Genomic DNA, 17658 nt, shown 5'->3' on the forward strand with positions numbered 1-17658 from the left:
AATATGTATCTCTTATTATATAGCTAAGAATCTTTTTTAATTGTGTAATTGATTCTTCTATAAATACTTTCTTCTAGTTGCTTGATATTCCTTCTTTATAAATAGATAAAATAAAATGTAAAGTGATTGACTATATAAATAGACAGGAAATGAATACTTTATTTCATAGCCTTTACTATAATCAAATATACCAACTAACATGGCAATCCACTCATAGAAAACGGAGAAGACAGACCACAAAAGGATATATAGTATGATGAAAAGGCCTCTAATTCTAAAATGTTCATAGGCATATAAAAAGAAATAACCGGAAAACCCATACATACTATAATAAGCAATATCGACTAATTCTACATTCGATGTGTCATTAACATCATAAAGTTCGAAAGGCTTTGTTGCAATTAGATGGTCCGCACTTAGACCAATACTTATACTGAAAACAAAATTTAATACAAATATGGGAAAAGGGAATTTCCTTGGTAATACCTTGTATAAATACATAGAAATTGCCACAGTGATTAGAATATACACCTCATTTACATATCCAGGCATCGTCAAGGAATGTCCACTTCCTGTCTTAACAAGCTTCTAAAGTACTTGAATGAGATTAAACCAACAATAAGCAATAAAGTTGTTTGGAAAAATGCGAGATAAAGATGGTCCACATAAAACCTCATGATGTGAAATACACCGCATAGCTCTTCTATTAAATAGACGATTACTAATTGAACAAGGAATATAATTACTTTATTCCTTTTCTTCTTCGCTCCAATAAGTAAATTTAAGAAACACATTGTTAATAATGGAACAAGAATAGTTCTTTGTAGAATAATGATTGCTTTAGCTGTTGCTGTATCATACGGTTCTATCCATTTTAGATTCGCTTGTAAAAAAGAACAGAATAGTTGATTCACTATGACTGTTGTACATATGAGGAAAATAATTTCTAGTAAATGGATATTCTTCTTAATTAAGAGTAAACATAATATAATAATCCATATAAAGGTTATTGCTAAAATAATCGCCATTTCAATCTCACCTATATTTTTTTCTTATTTTACCAACATTTTTGGAAAATTATACAAGAGGTAGAAATCAGATGAGCAAGCCCTTCCTAGTCATAAAAAAAGAAACGAACGCTTGGTTCATTTCTTGTCAATAGTTATATTGATTTTACCATTCCACCATCTACTAAGAAGGTTTGACCTGTCATATAGGAATTTAGATCTGATAATAAAAAGCAAACATAGTTAGCAAATTCCTTAGGTTCACCATAGCGGCCAAGTGGGATATTTTTTTTCATTTTCTCCTCAATTTGTTCTTTCGTTACCCCTTCCTTCCTAGCTGTCACTTCATCTAAGAAAGCAACGCGATCTGTTGCAATTCGACCTGGAGCCACTGTATTAATTAATATATTGGATGTAGCAAATTCAGTTGCCAACGTCTTAGTTAGACCGATTATTCCAGTTCTAAAAGTATTTGAGAGGATTAATCCCGGAATTGGTTCTTTCACAGAAGAAGAGGCTATATTTACAATTTTACCTCCACCATTTTCCTTCATTTTTGGTAATACCTCACGGATGACTCTTATGTAACTTAAAAGATTTAACTCAAATGCATGCTGCCAATCTTCATCTGTCATATCTTCAAAAGTTCCTGCAGGAGGACCGCCAGCATTATTGACCAATAATTCTATTGAGCCTAATTCTTCTATTGTATTACGTACGAGCTCTTCAATCTCATGCTTTTTCTTTAGATCACATACCTGATATTTCACTTTACCAGCTGTCAAAGCCTCAAGTTCAACCTTAACTTCTTGTAATTTCACTTGATCTCGGCTAGTTATCATCACATTTACACCTTGTGCAACTAATTGTTTTGCAATAGCCTTTCCTAGCCCTTGACTTGAAGCAATTACGAGAGCATTTTTTCCTTTTAATCCACTATTCACACGTATCCACCCCTTACTAAGATTCACCCTTATTTTACCATGACAGGTGCAATCCATGACATGAAAACGTATCAATATATAGAACAAGCCTATCACTTTTAATGCAGAGCTTCTTATAGTAATTACAAACGCTTCTAATACTCACCCTATACACAGATAACTTGAGCTTGAAGGCCTTAGGTAAGGTACAAAAATGAAGGCAAAGTGTATTATTCTCACTGAGGAAGAAAGAGGTTGGGTCAAAACTCAATTATTTTTTAAAGAAAGAACGACTATCGTTTGACACGTTGTTACTTATTAATATGTTGTGGTGGAAGAACCAGTACGTTCCATTCTGCTCCATCCACTTGCCATCTACAGGGAATGAACTGCTTTTTCCTAGGGAGGTGCTTTAGCCTCCTCTCCTTAAGCCTGTGGGGTCTCACCGTTTCCTCTACCTCCCGCCGGAGTAAAGTGACTTCCGCTCCAAAACCCGAACGATTTGGGAGATTTCCATTGAAAAATCACCTGATAGTTCGGGTTTCTCATTAACTAAAAACACTTATGTCCCAGCCTCTATTACGTAAAGTATTCTACTTTTGCTTCAGGAAAGTAATGGGCAACATAATCCTCTAAGGTATCACGAAGCTCCTGTTCTTGATCCTTTTGATAGATATATTTCCCAATACCATATCTTCCCCACTTGTACCGACGCTCTTCTTCATTTAATTCTAACTTTGTTTTTGGATAATTTTTTTGAATGACTCGCTTAGCTGGTTTCGTAAATCGATGCTGGATCATTTCAAAGGTAATATTATCTCTAACATTCTTAGGCAAAGATGCATCCATTTTCTCAAATAATGCTTTGTACCCCTCTTGCCAGCCATCATGAATATAAATAGGGGCGATAATAAAGCCAAGAGGATAGCCGGCATTTGCAACTTTGACTGCGGCTTCAATCCGTTGTTCTAACGGGGATGTTCCGGGTTCAAAATTTTTAATGACAAAGTCTGCATTGATACTAAATCGAAATCTCGTTCTCCCGTTATGTTCTGCATCTAATAAATGGTCAACATGATGAAATTTCGTAACAAACCTCAATCTTCCCATATCGGTCTTTCCGAAATATTCAATTGCATCCTTTAAGGAATGAGTTAGGTGGTCAACTCCCACAATATCAGATGTACAGGAAGCTTCAAAGCGAGTGATCTCAGGTGCTCTTTCTTCCATATATTGTTGCGCTTGCTGTAAAATTTCATCTACATTCACATAGGTACGAATATAAGGCTTACTCCCCATTGTCGTTTGTAAATAACAGTAATGGCAATGACCCATACAACCGGTTGCTAAAGGAATAGCATATTCTGCAGAGGGTTTTGACGTGTCAAACTTAAGAGTTTTTCTAACTCCTACTACAAGAGTTGATTTAGCGTTTCTGTACTGCTGAAGGTGGTTTTTTCCAGGTATATTTCGAACCTGATTATGAGAGGTTGTTTCCCTTATTTCTAACCCCATTTTTTCAAACTTCTCTTTCAATTCAACCCCACGGGGATATTCTAAAGCTCTAGGTTCTATATAAATTAATTGAGGTACAAAAGGTTTTACCATTGAAATACCTACTTTCTCTTTAATCATCGAATTTCGTTATCTATTCATCATTAATTTTCACTAAATAAAGTAGAAATAGACTATTCAATATTTTCCTTTAGTAAATTGATAAGAGTTTTTAATGAACCTGAAAGAGTAAGGATAGAGGAACGTTAAATGAGGTGAAATATAACAGTAGTCGGTGGGACTAAACTACCTCCACCGACCCTACTTTTAACTAGTGACGATACTTAATCGAGTGGAGTATAGTGAAAAATTTCATTATACAGGCTTTCAGCATCATCGAGACTTGAAAATACAGCATCATCTTCAGCCAATGGATGATAGGCATCATGAAGAAATAATGCAAGTTCACCTGGATTTTTAGGGTGCTCAACTACCTCAGCCTTTTCAATATTTGCTACTACAGCTGCATGAGGATTTCGATAAATAACATATACTTCATCACCTACACGAAAATCTTCCATAACAAAAACCTCCAATTAATAATCACGTACTTTTCTATAGGTTTTACAATATGAGGTGAAGTATGTATATCTAATAAAAAAGACAAGGCTAACAGCAATACCCACAAAACGAAGAGGAATAAAGAAGTTAGCAGTTCTTAAAGCCCCCTATGATCTTGAAAAGTAAGTTTCTGAAGCAAAATACGATTATGAAGGACTAATCCAATAAAAAAAGGACGGGCCATATAGCTCGTCCTCTGTTTTACTTATTATTATTTTACATCGAATGTTTCTTTAACGAATGCAACAACTTCTTCTGTTGTACTCATTGAAAGGACTTTTTCTTTGAAGCTTTGAGCTTCTTCTTTAGATAGTCCTTTAATTTGTGATCTAGCAGGTAAGATTGATGTTGCACTCATAGAGAACTCATCCAAACCTAAACCAAGTAATAATGGAATAGCTATTGAATCGCCAGCCATTTCCCCACACATACCTGCCCATTTACCTTCTTTATGCGCTGCATCAATAACCATTGATACAAGACGAAGAATAGCTGGGTTGTAGGGTTGGTATAGGTAAGATACACGTTCGTTCATACGATCTGCAGCCATTGTATATTGGATTAGGTCATTTGTTCCAATACTAAAGAAATCAACTTCTTTAGCAAATTGATCTGCCATAACAGCAGTTGAAGGAATTTCAACCATAATTCCAATCTCAATTGAATCAGAAACAGTAGTACCAGCAGCTACTAGCTTTTCTTTTTCTTCTAAAAGAATTGCTTTTGCTTCTCTGAATTCAGTTAACGTCGCAATCATTGGGAACATGATTTTTAAATTTCCATAGCTGCTAGCACGTAACAAAGCGCGTAGCTGAGTACGGAAAATATCTTGCTCCTCAAGACATAAACGGATTGCTCTAAATCCTAAGAAAGGATTCATTTCCTTTGGTAGGTTTAGATAAGGAAGCTCTTTATCCCCACCAATATCAAGTGTACGAACAACAACTGGTTTGCCTTCCATTTTTTCTAAAACAGTTTTATAGGCATCAAATTGCTCGTCCTCTGTTGGAAGCTGATCTCTTCCCATATACAAGAATTCTGTACGGTATAGACCAACTGCTTCTCCACCATTTTCAAGCACACCTTTAACATCGTTTGGTGTTCCGATATTTGCTGCAAGCTCAACATGCTGACCATCTTTTGATACAGTTGGCTCATTCACAAGTTTTGCCCATTCAACTTTTTGTGCTTCGTATTTTGCTTTTTTCTGTTCGTAATGCGCAATTTCTTCAGAGGAAGGATTAATAATCACATCTCCATCTAAACCATCGACAATGACCATTACACCATTCTCAATTTTCTCAGTCGCTTTCTTCGTTCCAACTACAGCTGGAATTTCCATTGAGCGAGCCATGATTGCTGAGTGAGATGTACGACCACCAATGTCAGTTGTAAAACCTTTTACGAATTGGCGGTTAAGCTGTGCAGTATCAGAAGGAGTTAAATCCTCTGCAATGATAACAACTTCCTCAGAAATTAAACTAGGGTTCGGAATTTGAACGCCTAATAAATGCGCAATTACTCGCTTTGTTACGTCACGAATATCTGCTGCACGTTCTTTCATATATTCGTTGTCCATTGACTCAAACATCGAAACGAACATATCTGCAGTTTCTTTCATGGCTACTTCGGCATTTACGCCTTCTGAATCAATCTTATCCTTAACTGGATTAAGAAGTTCAGGATCACTTAATACAAGTAAGTGAGCAGCAAAGATTTCTGCTTTATCTGCTCCTAACTCACGATTAGCATGCTCCTTAATTTTCTCTAATTCAGATTTTGATGTATTAATTGCTTGATCGAAGCGAGCTTTCTCCGCTGCTTTATCATTTACTGCTTTTTTTTCAATCTTAAGTTCTGGCTCTTCTAAGCGGTATGCCTTTGCAATCGCAATACCCGCAGAAGCTGCGATCCCTTTTAGGTTAGTCATTATTCGCCAAGCCCCTCATTTTTCAATGTATCTTCAATACCTTTGATTGCTTCATCTGCATCTGCACCAGCAGCGATGATTTTGATTTGTGATCCTTGAGGAATTCCAAGAGACATAACACCCATGATAGATTTAAGGTTAACTGTCTTACCATTGTATTCTAAGTTAACATCAGCATCATATTTGCTAGCCGTTTGAACTAAAACTGTCGCTGGACGAGCATGAATTCCTGTTTCTGCTGTAACTGTAAATGTTTTTTCTGCCATTTTTAATCAATCTCCTTTAAAATCTTTCATTTTTCTACAAGGTATTATTTTAGCAGTAACGATAGTATTTGTACAAGCGTTACTTATCAAAATATTTACCCTTCTATAGATAGTATATCTGAATCTTTTGCATTTACTTGATTATTTGCTTGAAGTTTTACCGTTTGACCCTCTTTTAAGTTCGTGAACACTATTGGTGTCATAATAGATGGAGCATTCTTTTTCACGAAATCAAGATCAACTTCCAGGAGTTTTTGACCTTGTTCAACAACGTCTCCTTCTTGAACAAACGTTTCAAATCCTTCACCTTTAAGGTTAACAGTATCAATCCCAACATGAATTAAGATTTCTTTTCCACCTTCAGATTGAATACCAATTGCATGTTTTGTCGGGAAAACATTTAGAATTTTACCATTAACAGGAGATACGATTGTACCTTCAGTCGGAAGAATGGCAAATCCATCACCCATCATTTTTCCTGAGAAAACTTGGTCAGGAACTTCTGTAATTGGTTTGATTTCACCAGTTAAAGGCGATACAAACACATCTTCAACTAATTCGTTCTTTAATCCATCTGCCACAACATCTTCCACTTGCTCTTTAACTTCTTGTTGTTGAGAGTGAGTTTGTGTAGCTTTTGGTCGCTTACCTGACATTACATCTTGTATTTGTGTCTTTAAGTTATCTGATTTAGGGCCAAAGATTGCTTGAATATTATTTCCAACTTCAAGAACTCCTGATGCTCCTAATTTTTTCAAACGATCTTTGTTTACTTGTTTATTATCATTAACAGTTACACGTAGTCTTGTAATACAAGCGTCTAAATGTTTAATGTTTGAAGAACCACCTAATGATTCAAGGACTTCATAAGGTAGATCACCTGTTGGACGATTTGCCTCATTTTCATCTGCCGTATCCACATCTGTTTTTTCACGACCTGGAGTTGCAAGATTCCACTTACGAATAGCAAAACGGAAACCGAAATAATAAATAACGGCAAACACAAGACCAACTGGGATGACTAACCACCAATTTGTTTGTGTGTTCAGAACACCAAATAGTAAGAAGTCAATTAACCCTCCTGAGAAGGTCATACCAATTTTCACATTTAAAAGATGCATAATCATAAACGATAAACCTGCAAAAATTGCATGGATACCGAAAAGTACAGGCGCTACGAATAAGAATGAGAATTCAAGCGGTTCCGTTATACCTGTTAAGAAAGAAGTTAATGCAGCAGAACCCATAAGACCTGCAACTACTTTCTTATGTTCTGGTCTCGCTTCATGATAAATCGCTAAAGCTGCTGCTGGTAAACCAAACATCATGAATGGGAATTTACCTGTCATAAACGTTCCTGCAGTTAATTCATTAACACCATCTTTAATTTGATTAAAGAAAATCGCTTGGTCACCACGGATTGTTTCACCCGCTGCATTTACATACGATCCAAACTCAAACCAGAATGGTGAATAGAAAATGTGATGCAAACCAAAAGGAATTAGCGCACGTTCAATTACACCGAAAATAAATGCCGCTAGCGTTCTGTTAGCATCTAACAAGTTAGTAGAGAATGAGTTAAGTCCTGTTTGGATTGGAGGCCAAACAAAGTACATCACAATTCCAAGGATAACAGCAGAAGCAGCTGTTACAATTGGAACAAATCGTTTACCTGCAAAGAAACCAAGGTATTGTGGTAATTCAATCGTAAAGAAGCGATTATACATCGCAGCTGCAATAATACCTACGATAATACCCCCGAACACCCCGGTTTGAAGTGTTGGAATCCCTAATACGCTACCATAAACCGCGCTGTTGTTTTGTAGGAATTCTGTTAATTCTGCCCCTCCGCCTGGTAGTGTTCCAACTCCTTTAAGGATACTACTCATTGTTACATTCATGATTAAGTACCCGATTAATGCAGCAATACCTGCTACACCATCACCATTCGCTAACCCAATTGCAACCCCCACTGCAAATAGTACTGGGAGATTTGAGAAGACGATACCACCAGCGTTTTCCATAACACTTGCAATTAATACAACCCAATCACTTGTTAAAAAAGCTGCCTTACTTGTTAAAGTATCATTTTGTAGAGCGTTACCAATTGCAAGCAATAGACCTGCTGCTGGTAATAAGGCAACTGGCAACATTAATGCACGTCCAACTTTTTGCAGGACGCCAAATGCATTTTTAAACATAAAAAGGACCTCCTAAAATCTTTTATAAAATGTAGGCTACTAAATGTGATTTCAAAAAGCCTATGTATAAATAAAAGTTAAAGCATTTAGCGTTAATTAACCGGTTACAACCAATACCGTATTAATATAACCAACATAAAAAGGCACGAGTGAACATGTTTTCTCCCTGCTATTAGGTATACTTCCCCAAAATAGCAAATAAAAACACAATGTTCACTCATGCCTGATCGAATCAGTAACACGTGAATAATATCGGTTACATTTTTATTTATTTGTTAGACGATATAGGTGCATCGTTAAATAAACGGCTTCCGCTTCATACACAGGCTTATTTAAAGCCCGCTGCATAACTTTTATCATTTTCCAAGAAGTATTGTAGCATAGCGGATATTCTTTTTTCAAGAGAAATAATAATTTTTCTGGTTCTGATACTGTTTCCCCTGAATTTACCCTTTCAATCGTATAGCGTATATGTCTAATTAACCTTAGATAATTAACGCTATCTCGATCAACTGTAATTTTTAAAGAATCCTCAATTACCTCAGTTAGTTGACTGATTAATTGAGAGTATTGATTAACTTCTGAAAGTGATTTATTTGAAATAGAGCTATGAATATGTAAGGCAATAAAGCCAACTTCCCCTTCTGGCAAACGCACAGATAACTTTTCATTCAATAACTCGACTACATCATTCGCTAAGTTATACTCAAAAGGATACAGTGATTTCGTTTCGATTAAAAAAGGATTTTTCAAATCCATCCCTTGCTGTAAACGCTTTAACGCAAAGGTGATATGATCGGTTAAGGCAATGTGAATATGTTCATTTAATGGTTGCTCGACTTGATCGGAAATATATGAAATAACATCCTGTACAGCTTCTAACATTTCAGAGTCCGTGTCAGTTAAGAGCATTTTATATTGTTCTTGTTCTTTTTGATTTTTCAAGACAAACATTTTATCATAGCTTTGCTCTTCAATGATATCTCCTTGGTTCTTCCCAAATCCAATACCTTTCCCTATTAAGACGACCTCACCATATTTTTGATGATCAACAATAAGAACATTGTTGTTTAATGATTTTTTTACTACAAAGGACTCCTTCACGAAATCCACAGCTCCTTTATCCATTGAATCCTACATATCGTACAAAAGTTAACTGGGTTCGTCAATGAATTTGTCGTTTTTTGTAGAAAAAAAGATCTTCCCACACTAAATCATTCATTCGAAATATAATGATCTTTCTCAAATTGTTCAGATGTTCCGATGTAGAAATATTCTGTTGTTTCACCTCCCTGCTCCATTCCACTTGATGAACCATGAACCATCTTTCCTGGTACCAACTTTGTACGTTTACCTTTCTGATCAACATAGTAATAATGATTTGTCGCCCACCCTTCGTGTATATGTGGATCATGAGTTATAGCTATTCCATCTTTATTCACGCGATATTCATCTGGTTTTGATGTAGAAGTATTGATTGGACCATCCTCATACTGAACCTTCACCCATCCTGTATAACCTATAGGAATTAAATAGGTTTTAGGTGAAACTTGATCATCTTGTTTACACCCCGTTAATAAATGACAAATGAAAAGTAAAAGAACTAATTTCTTTATCATTTCATAACACCTCCTAATTGGTAGGATGTCATGAAAGGACTTATTCTATTATAGGTTTTTAGTTTATACAGAATGAATCAATAGGAGATGGCAGGTACAGATTTTTTCAGAAGAACATGGGAATGGTAACACATGAGGTGATGAAATGAGGATAGCAAAATTGATTCTTCTCGTTCTGTTTTGTTCTGTTAATTTACTCTTTTCAGTGTCTGCTTCAGCTAGTCCAATGATAAAAGTTGTGACAATTGAATCGAATGAAATTGTGGCCGAAGCACCTTCATCTTCTTTCTTTGATCAAGAAGTGAGGAAAGCAATCGGAACTATTGATGGGATTACAGTTGAGGCAAATCCTTTACCTAATAAAGGGTATATTTTAAAAATTCCACTTAAAGCTCCAGTGAAAATTAAAAACAAATGGTATGAGGATATTGTGCAAGAAGTTCTAATCATTTACAATTCATCAGATACAAAAAGACATAGGATTGTCTTGTACACAGATGAAAATACACCAATGTTCTTTAACACAACCTATGATGTGATAACGCTTCTTCAAAAGATGGGAATTTCTGAATAACAAAGCGAAAGAAGTGAAAAATAAACTACGATCATGTTCAATCTTGGAGGTGAAGAAAAAATGAAGGAAAACAATAATAGCAAAGAACAAGAATTTCAAAAAATGCAAAATGAAGCAATAGAAGGTAAATCAAAAGATGAAAAAGCGAAAAAGAAAAACTCGAAATAACCATTATAAAACGATCTTGAATTATGATATACTATCAATAGATATTGACCGTGGATGTTGCAGCATCCACAGTCTGCAGTCAAACAAAACAGTATTTTAATCGTAGGCTACATTTCATGTGGTCTATTTTTTTTGTGTAAATGTTAATATTGCGATGATTAACGAAGCGAATGTAAACATAACAATTAAACTTTCGTAAATGGTCAACAAGCATCACCTCCTTTTGAGAGGGCTTGTTCTATTTTATTGACTGCAAGATTATTGTATCATAAAACAACACCACTTTGGAACATATGTTCTATTTTTGATTCCTTCATCCTAATAGTCTTCCTTTGGCTCTTCCCTTCCACCTAGCTTTACAGTCTTTTTATAACTAGTTTAGGCTGCTTCTTTTCCCCATCAAGCGCATTGTAAGCAATCCTTACTTTTGCTAGTGTACCCTTTAAAATGTCCTCATGATGTGAATGAGGATTCAAGTACATAACTGTCCATTCTCTCATAGCTCTTGCTAATAGCTCTATTGCTTTATCCTGCCCACTTTCGTGTTTTCCTCTTTTGTCTTTTACAGATAATCTCATGATGTCCTCTGATATTTTTTGAATTAAAAGCACTTTTTCCTTTTCGTCCATAAACAATCTCCCCCATTTTTCGGCCTTTTTACCATGATACGCATTTAAATTAAAAATATGGTAAGAACTCCAAAATAATCACACGAAAATATGTTCTCTTTTTATGGAATGAAGAATGTATGTTCGTATATAATAAGAAAAGAAACTGTTATGGCATTTCCATAAATTAGGGCTAGATTATACCTCTATCTAGAAAAATACAATTCACACATTAACATATGTTTTCAGCTAGTTCTACTACTCACTGCATATCATTATATAAGAATAGAAATAATCAAGAAGGGGAGTTAAAAATGAAGTTGTTCCTTACCCAAAGCTTAGATCAAAATAAACCAATCGTCATCATTTATATGAGCAATGACGGAGATATTTCTCAGCGAAAAGTACTTGTTAAAAGAATTGGGAATAAGCATTTCATTGCATATTGTTATTTAAAAAAACAAATCCGCACATTTACTCTTGAAAACACGCTTTCCGCCGGTCATATTCGTTACTCAAAAGTTGTATAAAATTCTTGCACATTTAGTCCTTCAGTTCATATAGTATGGTAAGAATTTTAACCTAAAAAAGCTTCTTTCAAATATGAAGAAGCTTTTTCGTCATCAGTTTTCATTTTCTTGCCTGTCTACATGTTTTACTATCGTCAAGATGGGTATTACATAAGTAGCGCGCTACCATGACAACTTTGAAAAACATCTAAGACGCTTTAAATTCAAGTGGCGCGGCCTCGGAGCCGCAACGATATAAGAGAGGAAGGGCTTATATCTCATGCGTCATTTCCATAAGGAAAGATGTTATTGTAATATAAAATTCAGTTACATAGATGTGATTGGGGAATTGAATTATATAGGTCAGTTTTCCAGTTGCAGTAAAGACTAAAAACTATTAAGAGGATGACTTCATTAGGAAGTCATCCTCTATTCAATCTAACGATATGGCAGTGCTCTATTAAATCGATAGCTGTTGTGACAAGGTATATACTCCCTCTGGTAGAGGATCTTTTTCCTTTAATATATCCTGGAAATTATGCTCAACTATTTGCTGTTTCTGCATCCCTACTGCTTTCCCTGCTTTTCCTTCAAGTAATAGTTCTACAGCTCGTGCACCTAGACGTGAAGCTAATACGCGATCAAAACCCGTAGGAGAACCACCTCGTTGAATATGACCTAATACAGTAATTCTTGTTTCTAACGAGTAATTTTCTTTTAGAGTAGCAGCAAATTCGTTAGCAGAACAAACTCCTTCAGCTAACACAATGATCGAATGTTTCTTCCCACGTTCAATTCCCTTATTTAACTTTTCTACTACTTCAGCTAACTCAAACTTTCTTTCTGGTATCAAAATTGTTTCAGCTCCAACTGATAGTCCAGAATAAAGTGCAAGATCCCCTGCATGACGTCCCATTACTTCTATAATAAAGGTTCGGTCATGAGATGTAGCAGTATCTCTTATTTTATCTATACTGTCCACAATAGTATTAAGTGCTGTATCAAAGCCGATTGTATAATCTGTCCCTGGAATATCATTGTCAATCGTCCCAGGGAGCCCTATGCATGGAAATCCTTTTTCCGTTAACTTGGCAGCACCCCGGTATGAACCATCTCCACCAATGACTACAAGACCATCGATCTGTAAATCACGTAAATTTTTAATTGCTTGATACTGCGCCTCATCTTTTTTGAATTCTTCAGAGCGAGCAGTATATAGGATCGTTCCACCTCTATGTATGATATCTCCTACTGACCCAAGTTCTAGTTTTTTTATTTGATTTGACATCAATCCGGCATACCCTTGATAAATGCCGAACACCTCTAAGCCTTCATGTATTCCTTTCCTTACAACAGCCCTTACAGCTGCATTCATACCAGGTGAGTCTCCTCCGCTTGTTAACACGGCAATCCTTTTCATGCTCTCATCCTTTCAAAGTAAGTGATATCAATTGCTGGCATACGGTAAAGATCTATGTGCCCAGGTTTAACGGCACTTGAGTAGATGCCTTGAATTAGTCCATGTACTATTAAGTACTAGTATCCTTCCCTTTTTCTAAGGAAAGAAGACCACCTAAATCCTTAATCATATAATCTGGCGTGACCCCTAACTTATCAAAAACATCCCCCTGTCGATTTACCCAAGCTGTTTCAAAACCAAATGTCTTGGCTCCCGCAATATCCCATGTATTGGAAGAAACGAACAATACTTGTTCCCGTGAAACATTTAATTTTGAGAGAACCCATTGATAGGCGATCGGAGTCGGTTTAAAGGCCTTTTTATCATCAACTGACAAAGCCGTTATGTTTTTATTACGTAAAGCTGATTGCTCAAGTAATGGTTCAAGCATACTAAAAGGTCCATTTGAGAAGACAGCCAAACGACGATCTTGTATGGATGTTATCACTTCTTCTACCTCATCAAATAAGTTCAACCTATTATACGCGTTTAATAATTTATCTTCACTTTCTTGATTAATGGTAACATCGAGACTTTCACACGCATAATGCAGAGCTTCTTTTGTAATGATTGAAAAAGGTACATATGTCCCCATTAGCTGTCTTAAAAACGCATATTCTAACTGTTTTTTTCTCCATAATTCACTTATTTGTTTCCCTTTTCTAGGAAACAGTTCTTCACATGTCTCAATAACAGCATGTACATCAAATAATGTTCCATAAACATCAAATACAATGACATCTTTATTTTGCATATTCTTGCCACTCCTTTATACACCTTTTATCTTATTCATCATTTATAATGTTTTACTTTTCCCTAACAATGTCTTCCTAAACTTTTTAACTATTCTATCTTTTCCCTGGGCGAAAATATAGAAATATGCTTAAGAGTAGTAAAGAGAAGCCAGATTTAATTCTTAAATTGAAGTACACCTCTTATATAAAAGTATATGATGTATAAAAAAATTGAATAAGTAACAATTTTATTACAAGTTACTATTTGTTGTTTAACTTTTGTACAATATTTGATAAGATAATAATTATACAAATTGCTGAAATGAGGGATTAAATTGGATCATTGTAAATCTTGCTTCCAACCTCTTACTATACATAATTCTGGATATTTTTCAATTTTATTGAATGAACATACAAAATTAGAAGAGGTTTTAACGAAGCTTTATTTTCAAAAAAAGGAAAACATCTGTTTTACTAAACAGTATCATGATAAGTCTGAGCTGAAAGAGCTTCTTTCCTTTATTCGTTGTGAGCTTGGAGACTTAGCTTCATACAAAGGTGCAATTAGTATAGAAGGAAATGAAACCAACTCTGAATTTCTTTCTTTACATACAATCTATGAGCATACCTTCCATGAGAAAACTGTCAATCTAATTAAATACGGACAATTTGAAAGCTATCTCCAACCTATTCTTAATGTTGCTACAGGAGAAATTTATGGATATGAAGCACTGTTAAGAGCAAAAGATCAATCTATCTTTCCAAGTCAGTTGTTTGAAGTAGCTAGAAAAACAGAGATGCACTCCATGTTAGATAAAAAAGCACGTGAAGTTGCCCTTTATGCCAAAAGCAAAAAGATTCCAAAAGGGGTTAAGGTTTTTATTAACTTCTTACCCTCAACCATATATAATCCTAACCATTGCTTAAAACACACATTTGAACTTGTGGAAAAATTCAATATTGATCCGAGGGATTTGGTATTTGAGGTAGTAGAAACGGAAAAAATAGAAAACATTTCTCATTTGAAAGCTATATTTCAAACATACCGCTCTCATGGAATGAAGGTGGCTCTTGATGACGTTGGAGCCGGGTATTCTACTTTAGACATGCTAACAAAATTAAGACCAGACTATATTAAAGTTGACCGACAATACATTACAGACTGCCACCTTAATAAGGAAAGTCAAACTTTCCTACAAGGTGTTATCACCTTAGCTAAGGAATTACATATTACCGTTCTTGCTGAAGGTATCGAACAAGAGCAAGAATATGATTACTTGAAGAATCAGGGAGTATCATTAGCTCAAGGCTATTTTATAGGAAAACCAAGCCCTACTCCTTTACTAAGCTATAAAGTGGCTACCTCATTCTAAAAAGTCTATTTTTTTGGAAATTAATGACTCATTAGTACTGGAGCTATTTATATAAAAAACGATTGTCGGTATGTCGACAATCGTTTTTTATTAGTCTTATTTGTAAAAACTCTTTATTTTATCAGGACTAGTTACCGTTTTAGAGGATATTCTGATAGAATGTTCACCTAAACGACAAGTTAATCTTCTTTTTCGTCATGAATATAAGTTAATAAAAAGTCAGAAAATGACGTTTATTTTAACTTTTATGTGAATCGATTCATTCATTGTGATATCGTTCTGCCGATTTAAAGGCGAAAGCCGACATTATCCGCTTCTTTATGTATAAAACAATTCTCCAGGCCTTGTTAAGGTCGATTCAATTGTGATAAATTCCCTCACCCTTGAATGAATATTTCCCTTGATAATACAACTTGCACTATCCCCTACTCAGACTAAGAAGAGCCAGACACACTACCTCACTAGACGATGGATATGATCCTTGAATAAAAAAATATGCCGATGAAATCTATGAGATTTAGAAGAATGCCTTGCAAAAAAGCAAGGGAATATGGAATATAGAAGCCTACCCAACAAATGAAGGGGTTTACGCCTTCTATCGGAGGTAGTTAAAGAGTCAGCAAAATCTTCTCCAAGTGTTTCAGCAGCTTGTAACAGAAGGCTCTCGCCTCTTGCGGGAGGTGTTGTTTACGTGAGACCCCACAGCCTTACCGCCCGCCCCGCATAAAGCGAGCAACTGGAGCGGAATTCAACTATACGGACACTTGATAAATAGCTACAAGCTTACGACACTAGCAAAATTTAAAAGGTATCTAAATTCTGTAGGACTGTGTTTCTTTAAAATAAGCATGTATTTTATGAAATTAATTAGTCGATCAACTAACTTAATCAACTAATTAATTAATTCTATTTTACCTCTTCCTGTAAAACGGTAAATTCCTTTGATAAGTTAGTAAGTGTTTCATGCCCATCTTTCGTAATCAACACATCATCTTCTATTCGAACTCCACCTACTTGTGGCACGTAAATTCCCGGTTCAATTGTATATACCATACCTTCTTGTAGTATTTCATCATTGGTATGACTCATTGATGGGTATTCATGAACATTAATGCCTAATCCATGACCAAGTCGATGTGGAAAAAAGTCTCCATACCCAGCATCTGTAATGACTGTTCTAGCTATTTGATCAAGGTCTCCGATTCTTACACCGGGTTTACTCGCTTCTAGTGCTGCTTTTTGCGCCTTCAAAACAGTATTGTAAATTTCTTCTTGCTTTTTATTAAAGGACTTATACACATATGTTCTCGTAATATCAGAGCAATACCCTTCTAATACAACACCTAGATCAAATAAAACAAAATCTCCTTCTGATAACGTTTTTAGCCCTGGGTTTCCATGAGGGTCTCCACTTTTTTCACCGAAAAGAACCATTGTAGAAAATGACATTTCGCGTATCCCTTTTTTCTTCAACTCATATTCAATGGTTGCGAGTACTTCCATTTCAGTCACACCAGTTTTAAGAGCATGAATGCCCACCTGAACACCAAAGTCAGCCAATTCTGCAGCTTTTCTCAAAATGTTTATTTCATCATGATCTTTCACAACTCTCATCCTATTCAATGCTTCCTCTATTGAAACGAAGTGTGCATTAGGTGTGATTGTTGACAAAGCTTCAACCCTACTATACGGAACAACTTCCTTCTCAATCGCCACTTTTTCTATCTTCCCTAGCTTGCGGCTAGCAATAGCTGATTGTATCTTAATCCAAGGGTCTTCATGATCAGCGTAACCTACTATTTCGCCTTTCCAACCTGCTGTTTTTGCTTGATTTACCTCCATCTGAGGACAAATAAAGAAAGGGGCAATATGACCACTAAATAAAAATAAACCCATCAATCTCTCATGAGGATCGGTATAAAAGTTCGTTAAGTAAAATACATTTTCCTTAGACTGAATAAAACACATGTTTATATCTTCAGCCTCTAAATAGGCTTTTAATTTATGTAATCGATGTTCCATTCTTCCCACTACCCTTCAACTATTCTACTATAATCATAGCAATTGAGTGTAAAAAGTACAATCTTCCCAGAAGCAGGAACAGTAAAATTATACATATGATAAAAACAAAGAAAAGACTTAAAAATATGTTCTAAAACCTTGTACAGTGCT

Annotated in this window: 18 protein-coding genes; 3 read left to right on the plus strand and 15 right to left on the minus strand. The window is 35.5% G+C overall.

What is annotated here, in order from left to right; all coding sequences use genetic code 11:
• Positions 1-57 precede the first annotated feature (57 nt).
• From A9C19_RS12765 to A9C19_RS12810, 10 genes are all read right to left on the minus strand, one after another.
• Positions 58-558, minus strand: a complete 501-nt coding sequence (locus tag A9C19_RS12765) for a hypothetical protein (protein ID WP_083584370.1) — start codon at positions 556-558, stop codon at positions 58-60.
• Positions 555-1028 carry a hypothetical protein gene (locus A9C19_RS12770; protein WP_072580302.1) on the minus strand — a complete coding sequence of 158 codons (474 nt, stop codon included), beginning with the start codon at positions 1026-1028 and terminating at the stop codon, positions 555-557. The genes A9C19_RS12765 and A9C19_RS12770 overlap by 4 nt, the downstream gene beginning before the upstream one ends.
• A gap of 134 nt (positions 1029-1162) precedes the next feature.
• Positions 1163-1951, minus strand: a complete 789-nt coding sequence (locus A9C19_RS12775; RefSeq protein WP_072580303.1) for an SDR family oxidoreductase — start codon at positions 1949-1951, stop codon at positions 1163-1165.
• Positions 1952-2509: 558 nt separating this feature from the next.
• Positions 2510-3538 carry a spore photoproduct lyase gene (gene splB / locus A9C19_RS12780; RefSeq protein ID WP_072580304.1) on the minus strand — a complete coding sequence of 343 codons (1029 nt, stop codon included), beginning with the start codon at positions 3536-3538 and terminating at the stop codon, positions 2510-2512.
• 230 nt (positions 3539-3768) lie between these two features.
• On the minus strand, positions 3769-4005 hold the full coding sequence (locus A9C19_RS12785) for a transcriptional regulator SplA domain-containing protein (RefSeq protein WP_072580305.1): 237 nt from the start codon (positions 4003-4005) through the stop codon (positions 3769-3771).
• Positions 4006-4256: 251 nt separating this feature from the next.
• The gene (gene ptsP, locus A9C19_RS12790; RefSeq protein WP_072580306.1) at positions 4257-5975 is read right to left on the minus strand and encodes a phosphoenolpyruvate--protein phosphotransferase; all 1719 of its coding nucleotides are present in this window, start codon (positions 5973-5975) and stop codon (positions 4257-4259) included.
• Entirely contained in the window at positions 5975-6241 is a 267-nt protein-coding gene (locus tag A9C19_RS12795) for a phosphocarrier protein HPr (protein ID WP_072580307.1), read from the minus strand. Before A9C19_RS12795 ends, ptsP begins: the two co-directional genes overlap by 1 nt.
• Positions 6242-6336: 95 nt before the next feature.
• Positions 6337-8442: a glucose-specific PTS transporter subunit IIBC gene (gene ptsG / locus A9C19_RS12800; RefSeq protein WP_072580308.1), complete on the minus strand. Its 2106-nt coding sequence runs from the start codon at positions 8440-8442 to the stop codon at positions 6337-6339.
• A gap of 264 nt (positions 8443-8706) precedes the next feature.
• Entirely contained in the window at positions 8707-9570 is an 864-nt protein-coding gene (glcT, locus tag A9C19_RS12805; RefSeq protein WP_072580309.1) for a glucose PTS transporter transcription antiterminator GlcT, read from the minus strand.
• A gap of 86 nt (positions 9571-9656) precedes the next feature.
• The gene (locus tag A9C19_RS12810; protein WP_072580310.1) at positions 9657-10061 is read right to left on the minus strand and encodes a DUF6843 domain-containing protein; all 405 of its coding nucleotides are present in this window, start codon (positions 10059-10061) and stop codon (positions 9657-9659) included.
• 145 nt (positions 10062-10206) lie between these two features.
• Here A9C19_RS12810 and A9C19_RS12815 point away from each other — a divergent pair, with 145 nt between their 5' ends.
• Complete coding sequence (locus A9C19_RS12815) at positions 10207-10635, plus strand: hypothetical protein (protein ID WP_072580311.1); 429 nt, start codon at positions 10207-10209, stop codon at positions 10633-10635.
• Between the two features lie 291 nt (positions 10636-10926).
• Here A9C19_RS12815 and A9C19_RS22780 read toward each other — a convergent pair whose 3' ends face one another.
• Positions 10927-11013 (minus strand): putative holin-like toxin, encoded by an 87-nt coding sequence (locus A9C19_RS22780; protein ID WP_420835831.1) that lies wholly within the window; start codon positions 11011-11013, stop codon positions 10927-10929.
• A 146-nt stretch (positions 11014-11159) separates the two neighbouring features.
• The gene (locus A9C19_RS12820; protein WP_072580312.1) at positions 11160-11432 is read right to left on the minus strand and encodes a hypothetical protein; all 273 of its coding nucleotides are present in this window, start codon (positions 11430-11432) and stop codon (positions 11160-11162) included.
• A 293-nt stretch (positions 11433-11725) separates the two neighbouring features.
• Between A9C19_RS12820 and A9C19_RS12825 the strand changes: the two genes are divergently transcribed.
• On the plus strand, positions 11726-11941 hold the full coding sequence (locus A9C19_RS12825) for a hypothetical protein (protein ID WP_072580313.1): 216 nt from the start codon (positions 11726-11728) through the stop codon (positions 11939-11941).
• Between the two features lie 439 nt (positions 11942-12380).
• Here A9C19_RS12825 and pfkA read toward each other — a convergent pair whose 3' ends face one another.
• Both pfkA and A9C19_RS12835 read right to left on the minus strand, forming a co-directional pair.
• Positions 12381-13340 (minus strand): 6-phosphofructokinase, encoded by a 960-nt coding sequence (gene pfkA, locus A9C19_RS12830; RefSeq protein WP_072580314.1) that lies wholly within the window; start codon positions 13338-13340, stop codon positions 12381-12383.
• Positions 13341-13449: 109 nt separating this feature from the next.
• Positions 13450-14133 carry a haloacid dehalogenase type II gene (locus tag A9C19_RS12835; protein WP_072580315.1) on the minus strand — a complete coding sequence of 228 codons (684 nt, stop codon included), beginning with the start codon at positions 14131-14133 and terminating at the stop codon, positions 13450-13452.
• Positions 14134-14448: 315 nt separating this feature from the next.
• Between A9C19_RS12835 and A9C19_RS12840 the strand changes: the two genes are divergently transcribed.
• Positions 14449-15486 (plus strand): EAL domain-containing protein, encoded by a 1038-nt coding sequence (locus A9C19_RS12840; protein WP_233499171.1) that lies wholly within the window; start codon positions 14449-14451, stop codon positions 15484-15486.
• A 906-nt stretch (positions 15487-16392) separates the two neighbouring features.
• On the opposite strand, the gene A9C19_RS12845 is transcribed toward A9C19_RS12840, so the two are convergent.
• Complete coding sequence (locus A9C19_RS12845) at positions 16393-17508, minus strand: M24 family metallopeptidase (RefSeq protein WP_072580316.1); 1116 nt, start codon at positions 17506-17508, stop codon at positions 16393-16395.
• Between the last annotated feature and the right edge of the window lie 150 nt (positions 17509-17658).

It is taken from the genome of Bacillus weihaiensis, from assembly GCF_001889165.1.
Classification (GTDB): domain Bacteria; phylum Bacillota; class Bacilli; order Bacillales; family Bacillaceae; genus Metabacillus; species Metabacillus weihaiensis.

Coding starts and splice junctions, on each gene's coding strand:
- A9C19_RS12825 (WP_072580313.1), top strand. CDS start 11,726: ATGAAGTTGTTCCTTACCCAAAGCTTAGATCAAAATAAACCAATCGTC.
- ptsP (WP_072580306.1), bottom strand. CDS start 5,975: ATGACTAACCTAAAAGGGATCGCAGCTTCTGCGGGTATTGCGATTGCA.
- glcT (WP_072580309.1), bottom strand. CDS start 9,570: ATGGATAAAGGAGCTGTGGATTTCGTGAAGGAGTCCTTTGTAGTAAAA.
- A9C19_RS12815 (WP_072580311.1), top strand. CDS start 10,207: ATGAGGATAGCAAAATTGATTCTTCTCGTTCTGTTTTGTTCTGTTAAT.
- A9C19_RS12770 (WP_072580302.1), bottom strand. CDS start 1,028: ATGGCGATTATTTTAGCAATAACCTTTATATGGATTATTATATTATGT.
- A9C19_RS12795 (WP_072580307.1), bottom strand. CDS start 6,241: ATGGCAGAAAAAACATTTACAGTTACAGCAGAAACAGGAATTCATGCT.
- splB (WP_072580304.1), bottom strand. CDS start 3,538: ATGGTAAAACCTTTTGTACCTCAATTAATTTATATAGAACCTAGAGCT.
- A9C19_RS12810 (WP_072580310.1), bottom strand. CDS start 10,061: ATGATAAAGAAATTAGTTCTTTTACTTTTCATTTGTCATTTATTAACG.
- A9C19_RS12835 (WP_072580315.1), bottom strand. CDS start 14,133: ATGCAAAATAAAGATGTCATTGTATTTGATGTTTATGGAACATTATTT.
- pfkA (WP_072580314.1), bottom strand. CDS start 13,340: ATGAAAAGGATTGCCGTGTTAACAAGCGGAGGAGACTCACCTGGTATG.
- ptsG (WP_072580308.1), bottom strand. CDS start 8,442: ATGTTTAAAAATGCATTTGGCGTCCTGCAAAAAGTTGGACGTGCATTA.
- A9C19_RS12785 (WP_072580305.1), bottom strand. CDS start 4,005: ATGGAAGATTTTCGTGTAGGTGATGAAGTATATGTTATTTATCGAAAT.
- A9C19_RS12845 (WP_072580316.1), bottom strand. CDS start 17,508: ATGGAACATCGATTACATAAATTAAAAGCCTATTTAGAGGCTGAAGAT.
- A9C19_RS12820 (WP_072580312.1), bottom strand. CDS start 11,432: ATGGACGAAAAGGAAAAAGTGCTTTTAATTCAAAAAATATCAGAGGAC.